Source organism: Janthinobacterium sp. P210006 (genome assembly GCF_036231885.1).
Classification (GTDB): Bacteria; Pseudomonadota; Gammaproteobacteria; order Burkholderiales; family Burkholderiaceae_D; genus Janthinobacterium; species Janthinobacterium violaceinigrum.
In genome coordinates this window covers 429108-447798 of the sequence record NZ_JAZARD010000002.1, presented here as the reverse complement: position 1 = coordinate 447798, position 18691 = coordinate 429108, and the positions used below count along the sequence as shown (strand labels likewise).

At 63.4% G+C, this 18691-nt stretch carries 14 protein-coding genes; 5 read left to right on the top strand and 9 right to left on the bottom strand.

The window, feature by feature from the left end:
* The first annotated feature begins 77 nt into the window (after window positions 1–77).
* Window positions 78–1553: a serine hydrolase domain-containing protein gene (locus VPH41_RS10430; RefSeq protein WP_328569939.1), complete on the top strand. Its 1476-nt coding sequence runs from the start codon at window positions 78–80 to the stop codon at window positions 1551–1553.
* Between the two features lie 20 nt (window positions 1554–1573).
* Here the strand turns inward: VPH41_RS10430 and VPH41_RS10425 are convergent, their stop codons facing one another.
* Window positions 1574–2149: a type 1 glutamine amidotransferase family protein gene (locus tag VPH41_RS10425; protein WP_152280936.1), complete on the bottom strand. Its 576-nt coding sequence runs from the start codon at window positions 2147–2149 to the stop codon at window positions 1574–1576.
* A 233-nt stretch (window positions 2150–2382) separates the two neighbouring features.
* Here VPH41_RS10425 and VPH41_RS10420 point away from each other — a divergent pair, with 233 nt between their 5' ends.
* Window positions 2383–4041, top strand: coding sequence for a phosphoethanolamine transferase (locus tag VPH41_RS10420; protein WP_328569938.1), 1659 nt, complete (start codon window positions 2383–2385; stop codon window positions 4039–4041).
* A gap of 62 nt (window positions 4042–4103) precedes the next feature.
* Here VPH41_RS10420 and VPH41_RS10415 read toward each other — a convergent pair whose 3' ends face one another.
* The 3 genes from VPH41_RS10415 to lodA form a co-directional block, all read right to left on the bottom strand.
* Window positions 4104–4877 carry a ferredoxin--NADP reductase gene (locus tag VPH41_RS10415; RefSeq protein WP_152280938.1) on the bottom strand — a complete coding sequence of 258 codons (774 nt, stop codon included), beginning with the start codon at window positions 4875–4877 and terminating at the stop codon, window positions 4104–4106.
* A 296-nt stretch (window positions 4878–5173) separates the two neighbouring features.
* Window positions 5174–6331 (bottom strand): tryptophan 7-halogenase, encoded by a 1158-nt coding sequence (locus VPH41_RS10410; RefSeq protein ID WP_328570513.1) that lies wholly within the window; start codon window positions 6329–6331, stop codon window positions 5174–5176.
* A gap of 2 nt (window positions 6332–6333) precedes the next feature.
* Window positions 6334–8544 (bottom strand): CTQ-dependent lysine 6-oxidase LodA, encoded by a 2211-nt coding sequence (lodA, locus tag VPH41_RS10405; protein WP_328569937.1) that lies wholly within the window; start codon window positions 8542–8544, stop codon window positions 6334–6336.
* Window positions 8545–8834: 290 nt separating this feature from the next.
* Between lodA and VPH41_RS10400 the strand changes: the two genes are divergently transcribed.
* Window positions 8835–10340, top strand: a complete 1506-nt coding sequence (locus tag VPH41_RS10400; protein ID WP_328570512.1) for an anion permease — start codon at window positions 8835–8837, stop codon at window positions 10338–10340.
* A gap of 18 nt (window positions 10341–10358) precedes the next feature.
* Here VPH41_RS10400 and VPH41_RS10395 read toward each other — a convergent pair whose 3' ends face one another.
* Window positions 10359–11006 (bottom strand): hypothetical protein, encoded by a 648-nt coding sequence (locus VPH41_RS10395; RefSeq protein WP_328569936.1) that lies wholly within the window; start codon window positions 11004–11006, stop codon window positions 10359–10361.
* A gap of 226 nt (window positions 11007–11232) precedes the next feature.
* On the opposite strand from VPH41_RS10395, the gene VPH41_RS10390 reads away from it, so the two are divergent.
* Window positions 11233–11604 carry a gamma-glutamylcyclotransferase family protein gene (locus tag VPH41_RS10390; RefSeq protein WP_328569935.1) on the top strand — a complete coding sequence of 124 codons (372 nt, stop codon included), beginning with the start codon at window positions 11233–11235 and terminating at the stop codon, window positions 11602–11604.
* A gap of 264 nt (window positions 11605–11868) precedes the next feature.
* On the opposite strand, the gene VPH41_RS10385 is transcribed toward VPH41_RS10390, so the two are convergent.
* Window positions 11869–12273, bottom strand: coding sequence for a ribonuclease domain-containing protein (locus VPH41_RS10385; RefSeq protein ID WP_328569934.1), 405 nt, complete (start codon window positions 12271–12273; stop codon window positions 11869–11871).
* Between the two features lie 258 nt (window positions 12274–12531).
* On the opposite strand from VPH41_RS10385, the gene VPH41_RS10380 reads away from it, so the two are divergent.
* Entirely contained in the window at window positions 12532–14550 is a 2019-nt protein-coding gene (locus VPH41_RS10380; RefSeq protein ID WP_328569933.1) for an amidohydrolase, read from the top strand.
* A gap of 107 nt (window positions 14551–14657) precedes the next feature.
* Here VPH41_RS10380 and VPH41_RS10375 read toward each other — a convergent pair whose 3' ends face one another.
* The 3 genes from VPH41_RS10375 to VPH41_RS10365 all read right to left on the bottom strand — a co-directional run bounded on the left by VPH41_RS10375 (window position 14658) and on the right by VPH41_RS10365 (window position 18599).
* Entirely contained in the window at window positions 14658–16601 is a 1944-nt protein-coding gene (locus VPH41_RS10375; RefSeq protein ID WP_328569932.1) for a cytochrome c/FTR1 family iron permease, read from the bottom strand.
* Window positions 16602–16756: 155 nt separating this feature from the next.
* Window positions 16757–17461, bottom strand: a complete 705-nt coding sequence (locus VPH41_RS10370) for a hypothetical protein (RefSeq protein WP_328569931.1) — start codon at window positions 17459–17461, stop codon at window positions 16757–16759.
* Window positions 17462–17561: 100 nt separating this feature from the next.
* Entirely contained in the window at window positions 17562–18599 is a 1038-nt protein-coding gene (locus VPH41_RS10365; protein ID WP_328569930.1) for a zinc-dependent alcohol dehydrogenase, read from the bottom strand.
* Window positions 18600–18691: the final 92 nt, after the last annotated feature.

Here is an 18691-nt window from a genome sequence, read left to right as displayed (position 1 = left end):
GCTTTGTCGTCCGGGCGCCGCCAGCGCGGCAGACCCGCTTGCCCAGCATGATCCAGATTACGAGAGAGAGCCGTACGATGCGTGTTCATTTTTCATCCGTTGCCCTGGCTGTGGCGCTCGCCGCGGCGTTTCCGGCAGCCGCCATGGGCGCCGGCGCCTTGCCGGCCGTGCAGCAGCAAGACCAGGCCCAGCGCGACATTGCCGCCTTCGTGCGCAGCGAAATGCAGGAGCGCCAGATTCCTGGCTTGCAACTGGCAGTGATTCAGCGTGGCAAGGTTGTGCTATCGCGCAATTTCGGCCTGGCCAGCCTGCAATACCAGGTGCCCGTGACGGATGCCAGCCTGTTTTCCATCAATTCGGCCACGAAAGCGTTTGCGGGTGTGGCCGTGATGCAACTGGTGCAACAGGGCAAGATCGACCTGGCTGCGCCCGTCAGCCAATACCTGACGGGCTTGCCGCCAGCCTGGCAGGCCGTGACAGTGACCCAGCTGCTCAACCATACATCGGGCTTGCCCGATGTGCTGGACCAGCGCAGCGGCAAGCTGGTGGGGCCGCAGCCGGACGACGCCGATGCAGCGTGGAAAGCCGTGCAGGCGCTGCCAGTGGAAGCCAGGCCTGGCGAGCGCTACCGCTACAACCAGACCAATTATGTGTTGCTGGCGCAATTGATCGAGCGGCAAGGCGGCCAGCCGTTTACCGAATTCGTCCAGCGCCGGCAGTTCGACGTGGCGGGCATGCGGCACAGCGGCTTCGGCGACGCGAAGGATGTGGTCGCCAACAAGGCCAGTTCCTATGTGCTGAACCGGGGCGGCAAGGGCTACCGCAATGTGATCGAGGATTTCCCTGTGTTCATGCGGGCCGGGGCCGGCATCAACAGCAATGCGGGCGAGCTGGCCAACTGGCTGATCGCGCTGCAGTCGGGCCGCTTGCTGGCACCCGCCAGCCTGGAACGGCTGTGGCAGCCGACCAGCTTGAATGATGGCAAGCCGGGAGCGTGGGCGCTGGGCTGGCCCACCATCGGCCGCGATGGCCACCGGGCCGTGGCCGGTATCGGCGGCGCCCGCTCGGCCTTTTATGTGTATCCGAACGATGAGCTGGCCGTCATTATCCTGAGCAACCTGGCCGGCGGCCAGCCGGAACAGCTGATCGATACTGTCGCCGGCTTTTACGTTCCTGCCCTGCGCCAGCAGCGCGGCGGCGCGTATGCCGCGCACTTGCTGCGCCAGCAAGCGGCCAGCGCGGGTTTCGACGGGCTGGACAAGAAACTGGCGGCCATCCGGCGCCAGCACGGGCTGTCAGCGCCCGGCGAAGACGACTTGAATGCCTGGGGCTACCGCCTGCTGGGCCGGCAGCAGCCGACACAGGCGGTTGCCGTCTTCGCGCTGGGCGTGCAACTGTATCCGCAAGGGGCGAACGGCCACGACAGCCTGGCCGAAGCGTACGAGGCGGGCGGCGCGAAGGCGCTGGCCGTCACGCATTACCGGCGGTCGCTGGAGCTGGACCCCGGCAATACGCACGCCACCGAGCGCCTGCGCGTGCTGGCCGCCGATTAGCGGCCAGCCGGGTGGACGCCTTACCTGGCAGCCTGGCCGTGTTCGGCCCCATGCAGGGCCAGGTAGGCGGCCAGGTTCTCGTCATCGATGCCCAGGGCGCGCAAGACTTCGGCCGTGAAGGTGACGGGCGCCGTGCCGGGCGCCGTGATGACGCGCTGGTCGGCCACGGCCCAGGGCACGTCCTGGTACAGGGCGGCGCCCCCATAGCCGGCATCGATCAGGTTGTCGGCGCTGTTGGAGGTGTGGCGCACGGTGTCGAGCACGCCAGCCTGCGCCAGCACGCGCGTGCCGTCGCAGATGCCGGCCAGCACCACGCCCTTGTCGCGGGCGGCGCGCAGCAAGGGACCCAGGTCGGGCGCCTTGCCGCTTTGCCAGTGGCTGCCGCCGCACACCATCAGCAAGTCGAGCTCATCGAGCGAAATGGCTTCCAGCGCCAGTTGCGGCGTGACCAGCATGCCGCCGGACGACGTGACGGGCAAGCCGCCCGGCGTGGCGAACTGCGTGTAGAAGCCGTAATACAGGCGCGCCGTGGAGTTGATCAGGGCGGTTTCCCAGTCGGCAAAGTTCTCGGTCAGAATGGTGATGGCACGTGTCATGAAAAGTCCTGTCGCAGGTGGTGATATCAATAGTACAGGCTGGCTAGCCTGTTGGTGCCGAAAGCATAATAAAAAGTACTGACAATTTCTGTCAGGAGCGCGCGCGAAAGTCCTGCCGTGCCGGCACGGTGCGCAGCGCAGAAATGGGGCACATATTGCCGGCGACTGCGCTACAATCGCTGGCCCGTCCGCGCGGGCCTGCCCCTGTTCAATACCTACTCTTTGCCGCCTCCATGCTGATTCTGTTTTGCCGTGTCCTGTTGAGCATTGCCGGCCTGCTGCTTTTCTTTCTTTTCGATCAATTAAGCGCGAACGAATACCTGAAACTGAGCGTCTTGCTGGCCGCGTTCCTGCTGGGCGCGGGCAGCGTGCTGCATGCGTGGCGCTGCCGTGCCGGCGCATTCACCGTGCTGCTGCGCGTCGTGGTGCCCGTGTTTTACCTCGACGCCGCCGTCAAGGGCTTCTTGCGCGGCTATTTTGGCATGCGGCCGAATCCCAATGCAGTTTTGCAAGCCATGTTTGCGACAGATCAAGCCGAAACGGGAGAGTTTTTCCTGCACAACAGCGTCGCGCTGGCGCAAGCGGCCGCCTGGTTCGTGCTCGTGACGGCGGCGGTGCTGCTGGCCGACCGCCGGTTGCAGCGCTGGCAGATGGGGCGCGACAGTGCGGCGCCGGGCTTGGCGCAAAAGGGCTTTGCCGTCTTCATGGCCGCGTTTCTCGTGTCCCTGCACGTCAATACCACCATGCGGCGCGAAAATCCTGCCCTGTTCTGGCCGCTGCGCTACCAGCAGTACAGCGCGCAGCTCGAGGCGATGAAATCCATGCAGCATGCGCTGACGGCGGCCATGGCCGCGCCGCGCGACTGGAATGTGCAGTACGCGGGCGAAGATGCGCGCACCGTCATCCTCGTGATCGGCGAGAGCACCAACCGCGCCTCGATGTCGCTGTACGGCTATCCGCGCGACACCACGCCCCAGCTCGACGCCATGCGCTCGAAGCTGCTGGTATTCAATGACGTGATTTCGCCCGCGTCCAGCACGGTGGAATCGATGATGACCATGCTCACGCCGGCCGACATCGGCAACCCCGATGCGTGGATGGCCAAGCCGAATTTGCTGATGCTGGCCGAGGCGGCCGGCTACAAGACGTTCTGGGTGTCGAACCAGACGCGCAACGACGGCTGGATCGGGCTGCTGGCGGGCGAGGCGGATGAAAGCGACTTCATCAACTATGGCACTGGCCGCGGCGAAAACAATTTCGACGGCAACCTGTTCCAGCCGTTTTCCCACGCGCTGGCCGATACGGCGCCCAAAAAGCTGATCGTCGTGCACTTGCTGGGCGCGCATCCCAGCTACGACATGCGCTATCCCAGCCGCTTTTCGCATTTCGACCAGGCGCATGACGCCGTCAGCGCGCAAATGGCCAGCCAGGGCCGGTCCAGCTGGATACGCAACCAGCGCGACGAGTACGATAACGCCATCCGCTATGGCGACTACGTGCTGGGTACCCTGATCGGCATGGCGGAGAAAGCCAAGTCCGGCCGCGCCGCCTCGCTGCTGTTTGTCTCCGACCATGGGCAGGAAGTCGGCTACAGCCGCAACCATGCGGGCCATTCCGCCTCGGACAAGAGCGGCTATGAAATTCCCATGCTGATCTGGAATAACCAGCAAGCGCCGCAATCGACGGCCGCGCGCGCCGCGCTGGAAAGCCGGCCGTATCAGACCGACAAGCTCGATGCGACCGTGCTGGGCTTGCTGAAGATCGAGACGCGCTATTACGCAGCGCACGACGATATCCTCAGCAGCGCGTTTCAGCCCGTGCAGCGCTTCATGAACGGCTTGCAGTACCAGCGGGGCACACCGGCTGCGGCCCGCGGACCTGGCGCCAGCTGACATGCAAAAGGCCCGGCGCCGCCGCAGGTAGCGGCGGGGCCGGGCCCCGGGAGCGATGTCGCTTACTTCTCGGCGAACGCGCGCTCGACGACGAAGTCGCCAGGCGTCGAGGTATTGCCTTCCTTGAAGCCACGCGCTTCCAGCATTTCCTTCAGGTCGCGCAGCATGTCCGAGCTGCCGCAGATCATCACGCGGTCTTCGGCCGGATTCAGTTCTGGCAAGCCCAGGTCTTCGGCCAGCTTGCCGTTCTCGATCAGTGCCGTGATGCGGCCCATGTTGCGGAAGTCTTCGCGCGTCACGGTCGGGTAGTAGCGCAGCTTGTCGCTGACCATTTCGCCCAGGAATTCATGCTGCGGCAGATGCTCTTCCAGCAGCTCGCGGTAAGCCAGCTCGTCGACCTGGCGCACGCCGTGCACGAGGATCAATTGGTCGAAGCGCTCGTAGATGTCCGGATCGCGCACGATGCTGAGGAAAGGCGCCAGGCCCGTGCCCGTCGACAGCATGTACAGGCGCTTGCCTGGCAGCAGGTAGTCGGATACCAGGGTGCCCGTCGGCTTGCGGCCCACGATGACGGTGTCGCCCACTTGCAAGTGCTGCAGGCGCGACGTCAATGGACCGCCCGGCACCTTGATGCTGAAAAATTCCAGGTGGTCTTCGTAATTGGCGCTGGCGATACTGTAGGCGCGCAGCAGAGGCTTGCCATCGACGCGCAGGCCGATCATGGTGAAATGGCCATTCGAGAAACGCAGCGACGGATCGCGCGTGGTGGTAAAGGAGAACAGGGTATCCGTCCAGTGGTGCACGCTTAATACGCGCTCTTCATTCATCGAACTCATAGTGTTTGTTGGCTGGTCAAAAAAATGGTTAGTTGCTGGCAACTGCTGGCAAAAGTGAAACCCTGTGTAGGCCCAGACGCTATTGTACTGGCCTCCACACGAAATTGTTACCGTCTATCGCCGCCATTGCTGCCGCACGCGGTGCCGACATTATAGTGCGAATGGCAAGGCGGGGCTGAAATTCGCCCGGAAACGGGCGCCGGGCATGCGGACTCTTGACCTGGCTCACTTTTTCGCCGGGGGTGCCAGGATGGGGGCCGGGACGCAGGCGTCCCGGACTTGCCGCAGCGGCAAGACTAGGCCTGCAGGCCTGCGGCGGCGCCATGCCGGCCGGCCCGGCGCTGCCAGAACGGCGCATCGGGCCAGCGCTGCTCGGCGCCGTAAAAGCCGCGCCGCATCTGCAGATAGGTTTCAAACGAGGCGAAGACGCTGCGCCGGTAGCCCGACGCCATGCCATGGTCGCCCGCCAGGTAGGCTTCCGCCACGCGCGCCGCATGGATGCCCGACGCCATGGCCTGGCCGATGCCCAGCGAAGAGATCGGGTCGAAGCAGGCGGCCGCATCGCCAGCCGCCGTCCAGTTCTCGTCCGCAGGCAGCGACGCCACCCGGCTGTGGATGGCGTAGTGGCGCAGGGCGTCCGGCGCGGGCAGGCGCGCCAGGATATCGCGCACGTGGCGCGTGTCCATGCCCACGTCGCGCCACGGCGCCGATTCCTTGAGCCGCAGGCGCTTGAGGATATCGGCATCCGTGATGAAGGCCAGCGCCACGCGGTCGCCGGGCAGGGGCGCGGCGTAATACCAGCCGTGCGGCGTCGTTTCCACCAGGGTGCGGTGCGGCAGGAATTGCGCTTCTGCCAGCTGATAATAGGCGTACAGCGCCACCAGCGAGTCTTCCGTGTGGATGGGACGCTTGCGCTGGCGCACGATGGCCGCCTGCTTGCCGCTGCAATCGATCAGGTAGCGGGCCGTCAGCGCCGTTTCCTGGCCATCGGCCAGGACGCGCAGCCGCCATGGCTCGCCGTGTTCGAGCTGCACGAGCTGCACGAGTTGCGCCGGGCGCAACAACGTCACGCCCGCCTGGCGCGCCTGTTCGAGCAGGATGGCGTCATACTGCCTGCGGTCCAGGTGCAAGCCGTGGCCGTGGCTGCTGAACACGGCGTCGCGCGACATCAGTTCGGCGCTGCCCCAGGCGGCCGCGTGGGAAAACGCGGGCAGCTGGGCGCCGTCCAGCAAGTCGCGTCCCACGCCCAGGAAGTCCAGCATGGAAAAGATGGACGACGATACCGTTTCGCCAGCCCGGTAATCGTCGAACAGCTGTTTTTCCAGCAAGGCGATGCGCAAGCCCGTGTACCGGGCCAGGGTCAGGGCGGCGGCAGTGCCGGCGGCCCCGCCGCCGACTATGACGACGTCGTAGCCGCGTGCTGCGGCCGCGCTCGTTGGCAAACCCGTTGGCACGCTCAATGGGAAAACCGGCGCCGGTTGGCTGGCATGATTTTCTTCGGCGTATCCTGCAGGGCCACATGCGCGCCGCCGCTGGCAAACAGCTGCGATGCTTTCTCGCGCGCCGTCTGCGGATCCTCATCCTTGAGGAACCACGCGGGCAGGTAGTTGGCATCGTCGCCCGTGACGAAGCTGCTGGCATTGCCGACCCCGACGCTGGCGGCCACGAATTTGGCGTGATTGCGTTCCTTTTCGACAAAGTACGGGTACTGGCGGCCCGATTCGGCATCCTGGTTCTGGTTCACGATGAAACCCAGGTAATGCCAGGAGCTGATCATTTGCGAAAAACTGTTCATGCCGCGGCTGTACATCACTTGCATGCCGGCCGGCACGCCGGCGAGCGCCTGTTCTTCCTTGGTGGTGGCGCCGTTGATCACGTTCCACGGGCTTTGCGGCGGCCACCAGTAGGCGTAGTAGGTGGGCGGCACGGGGATCAGCGAATCGGGATTCTTCACCAGGTCCGGATTGTCGAAGTTGATCATCTGTACGGAGCAGTCATAGAAGTCCGCCTGCCACGGGATGGCCATGCGCTTGGTCAGGTCGCCCGGTTCGCAGCCGGTGCCGACGGTCGGGTCGTTCCAGTCCAGCGGTTCGCATTCGTCGCGGCCAGCCGACAGGCCGTTCTTTTCGTAGTCGGCATCCACGCGGTGCAGGATGGCGTACGGTTTCGCATAGATGACGGGATTGCGCACGCTCCACGTCACTTCGATGCCGGGGCACATGGGTTCGCCGACGCAATTGCCGATGGTCGCGTGGTCGAGCGGGTCGATGCCCGGCAGGGCCAGGCCCGGCGCGGTGGGCGAGAATTTGCCCGCCGCCCATTGTTGCAAGGCAAAGTATTGCGTATCCGTCAGGACCGAAAACTTGCTGATGACGTTGTTGCGCACGGAATTGCTGCCCGAATTCAAGGGCACGAGGGGAATGCCCGCGCCGGGGTTCTCCGTGGTGGCGGCGCTGAACAATTGTCCGCCCTGGCCGCCCGTGAATCCCGGCACCTGTTCTGCCGTGCCGGGCCGGATGGCCGACGGCTTGCGGAAGTAGCTGAGGAACTTTTCACGCTGCGGCCGGTTCGCTTCCGAGGCATCGGCCACGTCGAAGGCAGGGCGGATGAAGGCCGTCATCGACGGCACCGTCGCCACCCACTGGTAATCGCCTATCCTGGCGAGGAAGGGGCGGATATCCTGCTCGTAATTGACGACATACTCGGGGTTCCAGCCATCGCTGCTGCTCCAGCGGGCCGCGTCGTAGGCTTCGGGCAGCGCGTTCTTGTATTTGATGGCCATGTCGGCCACGACATCGTCCCAGGTGGAAATATTTACCAGCTCGGGCGCGAACTTCGGCGAGCCGATGACCACCCACGCTTTCAATTCCACGCAGGGGCTGCCATCCTTGAAATGGATGGTTGCGCTGACGGGGCCGTCGCCCACATCGTCATTCCACGTATCGCCGCCGCCAAAGCCCGTGATGCTTTCGGAGCCGCCGGCGCGGCCAAAGGCGCCGATCACCAGCAGGTTGCCGCGCGAGTCCGTGCGCATTTCGCCCAGGGTGCGTACCGGATAGCCTTGCGTGATGGCTTGCGGATCGGGAAAGGACACATATTTATACGCGCCGGCGCCATCCTTGTCGAAATGGGCCTTGCGCAGCGGCGCGTCGAGCGTGCGCGGTCCCGGATCGACGATCAGTGCCTGCCGTGCCGCCGCACCGGTGACGTCGCCGTTGCGCAGATTGGTCCAGGAGTTGGGCGTCAGCTTCCAGGCGGGCGGCGTATTTTCCCACGTTTCATAGCTGTTGTACGGGCCAAACATCAGGTCGCCCAGCAGGGGAATGAAGTTCCACCAGGCCGCCTTCTTGTTTGCCACGTGCACTTTCCACTCGATGCGGGCAATGCTGGGGTCTTGCATGTCGACCACGGTCTTTTCGCCCGGGCGAGCCGGGTCGGACTTGTAAATCTTGAAGCTGGCTGCCTGGCGCCGCACGCGGCCGGCCGCATCCTTGAACTGGGCAACGTGAACGGGCTTGCCATTGGCCAGCTGCGGATCGTTGTTACTGTCCACTTCCAGCGGCAGCCCGCCTATCGTTTCCGGCGCCAGGTAAAACGAATCATGGCTGTTGCCCACGCGGGCAATGCCGATCGATGGGTGGATCGAATACTGTTCTGTGCTAGTCATCAAGTTTTCCCTTAAAAGGTTGTCATCCCTGGTGGCGTATCTGGCGGCAGCTACGGGGGACGATACAGAGAAAAATTGCCAAAAAAGTCACCTATTGTCACTTGCCGTCAATATTTTCCGTCCTTGTGATAGCGCTCAAGTCAACGATTCGGCAATTTGCCCGCACGTGCAGGCGTAATGGAGCAGGGTACTTGCGCCTGAACTTGTATGATGTTGCTAAAAAGAATTATCACCAGTCTGCGCGGGCGCGACTGCCCGCCTGGATGCCTGTCCCAGTAAAGGAAATCATGATGTATAAAACAGTGCGCGACCTGTTCCTGCATTTCAAGGAAGCCGTCCCATTCCGCCTCGTCCCGGCCCTGATCTGCACTGCCTTGCTTGTGAGCATGCTATTGCTGCCGGCGCCGGACGGCTTGACGCCCAAGGCCTGGGGCCTGGTGGCGATTTTCCTGACCACCATCCTGGCGATCATCCTGAAAGTCATGCCCATCGGCGTGATGGCGATGATGGCCATCGTGATTGTGTCCTTGTCGCAAGTGACGTCGACCTCGTCCAAGGGCGCCATCACGGATGCGCTCAGCAGTTTTTCCAATCCCCTGATCTGGCTGATCGTCGTGGCCATCCTGATTTCGCGGGGCTTGAAGAAGACGGGGCTGGGCAGCCGCATCGGCCTGCTGTTCATCTCGCTGCTGGGCAAGCGCACCATGGGCATCGGCTATGGCCTGGCCATTTGCGAACTGGTGCTGGCGCCATTTACGCCAAGTAACACGGCAAGGGGTGGCGGCATCGTCCACCCCGTCATGAAATCGATCGCCAATGCCTTCGATTCGGACCCGGCCAAGGGCACGGAAAAGAAAGTCGGCACCTATCTGGCCCTCGTCAACTATCACGCCAATCCCATCACGTCGGCCATGTTCCTGACGGCCACGGCGCCGAACCCGCTGGTGGTCGATTTCGTGGCCAAGGCCAGCGGCCAAAGTTTCCATCTGACGTGGACCACCTGGGCCCTGTGCATGCTGCTGCCGGGCCTGGTCTGCCTGCTGGTGATGCCGCTGATTATCTACTGGCTGTCGCCGCCGGAACTGAAGGCCACGCCGGACGCCGTCACTTACGCGAAAGCCGAGCTGAAAGGCATGGGGTCCCTGTCGCCGTCGGAAAAAGTCATGCTGGGCACCTTCGCCTTGCTGCTGTTGCTGTGGGCGAACGTGCCCGCCATGCTGTTCGGCCCTGCGTTTTCGCTCGATGCGACGGTGGTGGCCTTTGTCGGCTTGTTCGTGCTGATCATTACCGGCACCATCGACTGGGACGACGTGCTGTCGGAAAAGAGCGCCTGGGACACTTTGGTGTGGTTCGGCGCGCTGGTCATGATGGCCGAGCAATTGAACAAGACGGGCGTGATCGCCTGGTTCTCGGCCGGCATGAAGGCGGCCATCGTCGCCAGCGGCATGGACTGGCTGCCCATCGCCGCCGTCCTCGTGCTGGTATTCGTGTTCTCGCATTACTTCTTTGCCAGCACGACGGCCCACATCAGCGCCATGCTGCTGGCCTTCCTGACAGTGGGCCTGCACCTGATTCCGGCCGCATACCACGTGCCGTTCATGCTGATGATGACGGCCGGCTCGGCCATCATGATGACCCTGACCCACTATGCGACGGGCACCTCGCCCATCATCTTCGGCAGTGGCTTTGTGACCATGGGCAACTGGTGGCGGGTCGGCTTCATCATGTGCGTGGTGGAACTGCTGATCTTTGCCATCGTCGGCACGACCTGGTGGAAGGTGCTTGGCTACTGGTAACGCAGGCTATCACCGCCGCTACAGCTGGCGCGCCAGCTGCTGCACCGTGGCCAGGCACTGCTTGAGTTCGCCGCCGGTGGCGCGTTTCCACGCGACGGCCGCCTGCGACCACGCCTGTTGCGCCAGCAAGTCCTTGATTTCTCCCTGCAATTCGTCCGGCAAGCCGCCGAACTGGCGCAGCTCCAGTGTACGGGGCTGGCCATGGCGGCCGGCCGGGTCCAGTTCTTCCAGCGCCGCATGCAGGCTGCCGGGCCGGTGCGGCGCGCCGGTCTCATCCACATATGCCAGTTGCACGTCGGGAGCATCCGCGACGTCGTAACCGAGGTCGCCGCAAGGTTCGTCGATCAGCTGGGCGATGTTATAGATAGTTAAGACCTGCGCGGAACGCACCACGTCCGTCAGGTCGTGCACGTCGACGCCCGCGTCCAGCAGGCGCTGCAGGGCAGGGGCGTTGATGAACGGGAAGTCGGACTCGCCCAAGGTGCGCCAGCGGTCCAGCCATTGCGGCTGCGGCATGCTTTCATCGACCACATCGGACCACAGGCCCCGCAACAGCAAGTGCTGCAGCACGGGGGCCAGGTCCTTGCGTTGCGCCGCGTCCGCCAAGCCCTGCGCCTGGCTGTCCGTCAAGCCCAGTTCCTGCAAGCGTCGAGAGATCAATGTCATTGTCCAGTCTTCCTTTCACGATATGCGGCATGATAACCGCTGCGGGCCGATCAGCCATGCCCGGGTGGAGGGCCGGCGCGCCGTCATCATCGTGACCTATGTCAATGCCGTCACGCGGGGCCAGAGGCACGGGCAGGTGCACAATTGACCTGTGCCACGGCACTGGTGAATAATGACATTGATGTATTCGAGGCAGGCAAACAAGGCAGAACGACAAGGAGCGGCAATGGCAACTCTTCCAGCGGAAGCGGCAGAACACCTGTTTTCCTACGGCACCCTGCAACAGGCCGACGTGCAGCTGGCCACCTTCGGGCGATTGCTCGACAGCCGGCCCGACCAGTTGCCCGGTTACCGCCTGGCGCTGCTGGCGATAGCCGATGCGCAGGTGGTGGCGACCAGCGGCAAGACGCATCACCCGATCGCCTCGCGCAGTGGCGAGCCGGCAGATTGCGTGCCGGGCGCCGTGCTGGCCGTTTCGATGGAGGAATTGCGCCAGGCGGATGGCTACGAGGTGGCCGACTACCGGCGCGAGCGCGTCACGCTGGCGTCGGGCATGCAAGCCTGGGCCTACGTGGATGCGCGCGATGCGCTGCAGTGACGGCGGCGCGCTGCGTTCAGCATGGCCCGTAACGGCTTGCAAACGCCAGCAACGGCTATAGTGCCAATCGCGCAGGATTGCGCATTGGGCGGATCAATGCAGCGAGAATTTGTCGCAGATCAAAGTCTGTTTCGCACGCATGCGCTAAGATCCGTTATTAGATTAGATGAATTTAAATATTCAAGCTATATTCAATTTTATGCATGGATATTTCAAGCGGCGCCTGGAGTTTCCCCGGCGCCGTTTTAATGCAATAAAGAACGTCTAATTCTTGAGGCTGCAGAAAGACGTATAGTGGTCTTGCGTGTAATAGCGTTCCACTAATTTGCGTTTCCCTGCCGGAGTCTGCACGAGCAATACCGCGCGATGCGATCCCGCACCGCCATCGCCGCCAATACCCAGATAGTATTCATAATAAACCTCGTCCTTGCCGGCGGCAGGGAGGCGCTTTTCATTATTATTGAATACGGTATTGCCAGCACCGCCGGCCACCGCGCTTGTTTTCGCATTGCGGTATGCGTCATATTCGCTATTTTGCGGGCTGGGCAGGGTCTTGCTCGGCTCTCTTTTGCCGCAATCGGGGATTTTTGCCGCATAGGCATGGGAAGAGAACAGGGCGCCTGCCACAATCAGACCCAGCGACCAGCTTGTTGTGCGTTGAGCTTTCATTGCTAATCTTTCGTTGATGTTGCGGTTAATGGAATATTTCCTTGGATACGGCCAGTATTGGTCGGCCGGCGCAATCTCTGCAGTACTGAATATAATTAAATATTTAAAAGGTTTACTCTCCAATTGTCACGCAACTATGGGTGGCCATATGCTTTCGTCAGAAACTGTCAGACGAAATATTCCGGAAAATAAATGCAAGGCGGATTTTTGAATAGATCGCGCCGTCATTTTGATTGACGTGACAATGTTTGAGTTTTTTTGATCGCTAATTCGTTATGCTTCGAGGCAGTTGCTGGCAATAAGCAAGCCAGTGCAAACGTGCCGTTCTCCCGATATTCTGCTGTTGGGTATATTCGAGCCAGAACAAGGGATGAATTCATCAATTTAAATCATCAACCTCTGATAGGAATCTGCATGAGCCATGACCATCTCGGTTGCGCCTGCTGCAACCTGCCTCACCTGCCTACGCTGACTAGCGGCCTGTTGACGGGAACCGCACTCAGCGCTGAACTGGACGCCGCGTTCCAGCACGCATATTCCCAGCAAGCCCAGAAACTGACGCCGCAAGCGACGATTTTCCATAACGGTCACATCCACACCATGGCTGCGGACGGCAGCGACCAGGTAGAGGCGCTGGGCATCGCCGGCGGCACCATCATTGCCACCGGCACGCTGCACGCGGTGCGCCAGGCCATGCAGCCGCACCAGCCAAGCGAGGTGGACCTGGACGGCCGCACCTTGCTGCCAGGCTTTGTCGAGCCCCATATGCACATCCTGCCCAGCGCGCTGTACAAGAGCTGGCTGTCGCTCACGCCGTTCCTGGCAATACCCCGGCAGCAGGAACTGGATACGGAATACAGTTTCCAGAGCATCAGCCGGAGGATCAGCGCGGCGCTGGAGCAGCCGGACCAGCTGCCGAAAGATAAAAAAGGCAACCCTTGGGTGCTGGGCTTCGGCGTCGATCCTTCGCTGATGCAGTCTTGGGAAGACATCGGCGCCAGCCAACTGGATAAGCTAAGCAGCACGGTGCCTATCCTGCTGATGAACTCGTCTGGCCACCTTGCCTATCTCAATACCGCTGCACTGAAGGCGGCGAACATCGAGGACAGCCCGTCCGGCGTGCTGACCGAAATCCGGATCGCCAAGGCGCTGCTGGTTGCGCCGCTGCCCAAGCTGCCGGAATTTATCGCTTGCCTGAAGCAGGTGCTGGACAACGCTTCGGCCATGGGCTTTACCAGCGTATTCGACGCCGGCGTGGGCGCCACCGATACGCCGCTGGTGGAAATCGGCCTGCTCAAGCTGGCAGCGCACCTCGGTCCCGTGCGCATCGGCGCCGCGCTGTTTACCAAACCGGAAGAAAAAGCACTGGACAATTGGCTCGATCATTACAAGCCGGACCTGGACAACCACGGCGACCAGCGTTTCAGCATCAAGGCGATCAAGCTGATCGCGGATGGCTCGAACCAGGGGTTGACGGGATACCAGAGCCAGCCCTATGCGTGCTCGCACGAGCATTCGATACCGGAGGTGCCGCCCACCGGCTTGAGCAACTACCCCGACACGTCCGTGTTTTCCCGCATGCTGGACAAGGCGGTGGGGCGCGGCTGGCCCGTGCTGGTCCACGCCAACGGCGACAAGGCAGTGGAATATGTGCTGCACAGCTACGATCAGGTACTGACGCCACGGCCAGGCGGCATCAGCGAAGAAGAGGCGAAAAAGCGGCGCCAGCTGCGCCTGCGGGTGGAGCACGCATCGCTGCTGAATGATGAGGCCATCACGAAAATGGCGGAACTGCAATTAAATCCCAGTTTCCTCATCGGCCACGTCGGCTATTGGGGACACACGTTCCAGCAGACCATTTTTGGCCAGGAGCGGGCCCAGTTGCTGGATCGTTGCTACTCGGCATTGAATGCGGGTATGCCCATCAGCTTGCATTCGGACCATTTCGTCTCGCCGCTGGGTCCTTTGCGCATGATGGAGCAGGCCGTGTTCCGCACCATGGAAGGTGCGCCAGGGAAAGAGGTGCTGAATCCGGGCGAGCGGATCAGCCGCATGGCGGGATTGCGTGCCGTCACGCTGGATGCCGCCTGGCATTGCCACATGGATCATCTGGTGGGCTCGCTGGAAGCCGGCAAGCGGGCTGACCTGGTGATTCTTGCGCAAGACCCGCTGGACGAGACGGTGCGCAAGCTGCGCGACATCGTGGTGGAGGAAACCTGGCTGGCAGGGGTGCAAGTGCACAGCGCGGCCAAGTCTTCAGGGAAAGTTGCGCGCTAAGCGGCTGTCAACGTCACCGCCCCCGACCGCTGCAGGCAGCGATCGGGGGCGGTCAGCCATTTCAGGCAGAAACGCCCGTGCCGGCGCGTTTCCTGGGCGTTTGACGGTCAGGCGGGCTTGCGCTTGCCTGCGGAAACGCGGTTCCAGCCATAGCCGGCAACGATGATGGCCAGGATGGCCGCCTGCGCCAGCAAGGTTTCCGCCGTAGGCAGGATGCCCAGCAAGTCGATGCGCATGAAGTCGACGGGGGTCACGCCCACCCAGCCCGCTTCCTGCAGCGCGGCCACGCCTTTGCCCATCAGTATCACGGCCAGCACGGCCACGAAGGCGGACGTCCACGAGAAGAATTTGCCGATTGGCATGCGAGCGCTGGTGCGCAGCAAGGCCCAGGCGATGACAACCAGCAGCACGATGGCCACCGCGAAGCCGCCCAGCAGGGCGCCGCCATTGCCGTCCGCCGCCAGGGCGGAGTAGAACAGCACGGTTTCAAAGACTTCGCGGTAGACGGCGATGAAGGCCAGGGCGAACAGGCCCCAGGCCGAGCGCCGGCTCATCGCTGCCGTGAGTTTCTCGTGCAGGTACTCCTGCCAGCGCCCGGCGCTGCTCTTCTGGTGCATCCACAGGCCCACGCTGAGCAAGACCAGGGCCGCAAACACGGAACCGAGCCCTTCGCTTACTTCGCGGCTCGCACCGCTGATGGTCACCAGATACGTTGCCGCCACCCACGTCAGGCCGCCTGCCACCAGCGCGCTGGCCCAGCCCGCATGCACATAGGGCAGCACATCGTTGCGCTTGGCCTTGCGCAGGAAGGCGATGATGCCGATCACGATCAGCAGCGCTTCCACACCTTCGCGCAGCAGGATCGTCAGGGCGCCGATAAAGGTCGTCATCGGGTCCGCCTTGGCATCGCCCAGTTCCGCTTCCACGTGGGTAAACAGTTGCTGCAGCTTTTCACCCGCCGCCTCGGCGTCGGCCACCGTGCCCTTGGCCACGGCGGAACGGTAGGCCAGCATGGCGTTTTCCACGGCCAGCAGCAGGGATTTGTTGCGCGCGCCGACCATCGGCTCGATGGGCTCGAAACCGTCCAGATACGCGGACAGGCCCAGGCGCGTGGCGCCCGCGCGGTCGCCCGCGTGCATGGCGGCCAGGCTTTCCGCCAGGCGCAGGCGCGACAGGGCCAGGCCGGCCGGCTTGTGCGCCTCAGCCTTGTCCGGATGGCTGCGCAGGAAGGCCGTCAGCGCCTGGGCTTCGTCCGCGCCCAGCTTGGCGGCCACGGCTTCCTGCGTCAGGGTCGTCACGGCAGCCAGGTCTGCGTACAGTTTTTTGCTGCGCGGATCGTCCTGCCACAGTTTTTCACCGTGCGCGCTTGCCGCCGCATCGTGCGACATGCCGCCGATATAGAAGGCCAGGTCCCAGCGCTCGTTTTCGGACAGCTGGCCGAAACTGGCCATCGAGGTGCCGACCACGCCTTGCGAGATGACCTGGTACAGCGCCATCAGGCTGCGCGACTGCGCCCGTTCGCCATCCGTGAAGGCGATCGGTTTCGGCTCCAGACTGGCCGCCAGCGGACCGTCGCCGCCGCCGGCCACGCCGTGGCAAGACGCGCACTGGGCCGCATACAGGGCCGCGCCGCGCGCCAGGTTGGGCAGCACCTTGGGCGCCACGGGGATCGGGTAGGCGGCAATCAGCAAGCCATTCGCATGGTGCGCCAGGCGCTTGACTTCCACGCCGTCCGCCTTCGCGACGACGGCCGCGCGCAAGTCGGCGATGGCGGCGGCAATGGTTGCCTTGGAAGCGTGGGCGGGCAGGGCGGCGATCTGCGTCGTCGCGTTGTCCGTGAAGTCGAGCATTTCCGCATATTCGGCCTCGCTGACCACCTTGCCATGCTCGACGGCGCCGCTGTAATCGACGGCAACATAGTCAATCAATTGCCACAACTGTTTGGCGCCGGCGCCAGGATCCGTCGCTTGCGCCTGCGCGCCGCCGGCCAGCAGCAAGCTGGCGGCCACGAGCGGATAGCATACGAGCCATTTCTTGATAGAGCTGAACATGATTCTCATTCTCATTTGTCGTTAACCCGGCGACTATAGGACAGACCGTGCGGGGTGTCAACGGCGCACGGGCGTGCGCGGGCGCAAACAGCGTCGTCCAGGTCAATGTTCTTGACCGGGACAAACTGCCTGGAGAATGGAACAAGGGGGAAAGGTTATTGCTTCGATGCCGGTTTCGCGTACAGGCCCCTGGCCAGTCCGTTGTCCGCATCGTCGACCTTCAGGCCGCCCTTGACGACGCGCAAGGCCAGCTTCTGGAAGGCCTGGCCCCGCAACCATTGGGGATCGGTGACGGCGAACGCGGCGATGCGCTCCTGCGCGCGCTCGGGCGGCACGGCCAGCCATTGATAGTCGGCCTTCGAGCCCTGGCGGCGCAAGCCGGCGCGCACCCAGCGCTCCGACGCGGGCATGGAGACGATGGCGTCGCCGTTCGCTACGCTGACGGCCGTGGCCGTCTTGCCGCTTTGCGCCTCGAACTTCACTTCCACGCCGGGCATCGGCCCCACTTTGGGGTAGCCGACGATGGCCACCCACACGCCCGCTTCGGCGGGTTTCTGGATGTTCATTTCCGTTTCGTCGAACACGCGAAACTGCGGTTCCTTGCCGCCGTTGCCCGCCACCAGGGTCACCAGGTCCCCGGCAACGCGCCACTCGCCGCTGGCCTGTTCGTCGGTATTGCCATAACTAAGCATCCATTCGAAGGTGCCGTCCTTTTTCAGCAGCAGTTCGGAGCCCGTTTCCATGACGCCTTGCAGGTAATAGTGTCCGGGCAGCGTAGCCGCAGCCGAGTCTGCTGCGCTGGCCGAAAACGACCAGGCGAGGGCGGCGCAGGCCAGCAGGCGGGAGAGGGATTTCTTCATCGGTGTATCCTCGGTGTGTCTTTTATAAAATGCCATCATAGCAACATCAATCGTATTGCCGTCGCACGACACACCGCGCAGCCTGCCGTCGGCGCGCCGCTCAGCTGCCGCTGAAATCGAGCACCACGCGCGCGGCAACCTTGCCATGTTCCAGGCGGTTGAAGATCTCGTTGATGGCCGACAGCGGCTGCAATTCCACGTCGGCCTTGACCTTGCCTGTGGCGGCGAAGGCGAGCGCTTCGGCCATGTCCTGGCGTGTGCCCACAAAAGAGCCGCGTATCGTCACGCAATTGGCGACCACGTCGAACAGGGGTGTCGGGAAGTCGCCCGGCGGCAAGCCCACCAGCACGCAGGTGCCGCGCTTGCGCGTCATCGCCACGCCCTGCTGGAAGGCGTCGATCGACGGCGCCGTGATCAGCACGCCCTGCGCGCCGCCGCCCGTCGCTTCGCGCAGGGCCGCAACGGGATCGCCCTGGCGGGCATTGATGGTCACTTCGGCGCCCAGGGCGCGCGCGTGTTCCAGCTTGCCTTCATCGATGTCGACGGCCGCCACGCGCAAGCCCATGGCCAGCGCATACTCGATGGCCAGGTGGCCCAGTCCGCCGATGCCGGACACGGCCAGCCATTCGCCCGGCCGCGCGCCCGTTTCCTTGATGCCCTTGTAACTGGTGACGCCCGCGCAGATGATGGGCGCCGCCTGCACGGCGGACAGACCCGCCGGAATATGCGCGACATAGCGCGGGTCGGCCAGGATGTATTCGGCAAAGCCGCCATTCCTGGTGTAGCCGCCAAACTGCGCTTCGGCGCACACGGTTTCCCAGGCCGCCAAGCAATGTTCGCAATGGCCGCAGGCCGAATAAAGCCAGGGCACGCCGACCCGGTCGCCCAGCTGCACCTCGGTCACGCCCGTGCCCATGGCCACCACCAGGCCGATGCCTTCGTGGCCGGGAATGAACGGCGGCGTGGGCTTGACGGGCCAGTCGCCGCGCGCCGCATGCAAGTCAGTGTGACAGACGCCGCACGCTTCCGTCTTGACCAGGATCTGGCCAGGGCCGGGAACCGGCACGGGTACGTCGCGCAGCACCAGGGGCTGGCCCAGTTGCTCGACAACGGCGGCTTTCATGGTAGTGGGTGTCATGTTATTCCTTGTGAAGTGGGTAGGGCATCGTGCAGGGCGCGAAACGTTCTGCCGTGGTTTGCAGTACAGGCGTTTGCGCATGCTCATATTCT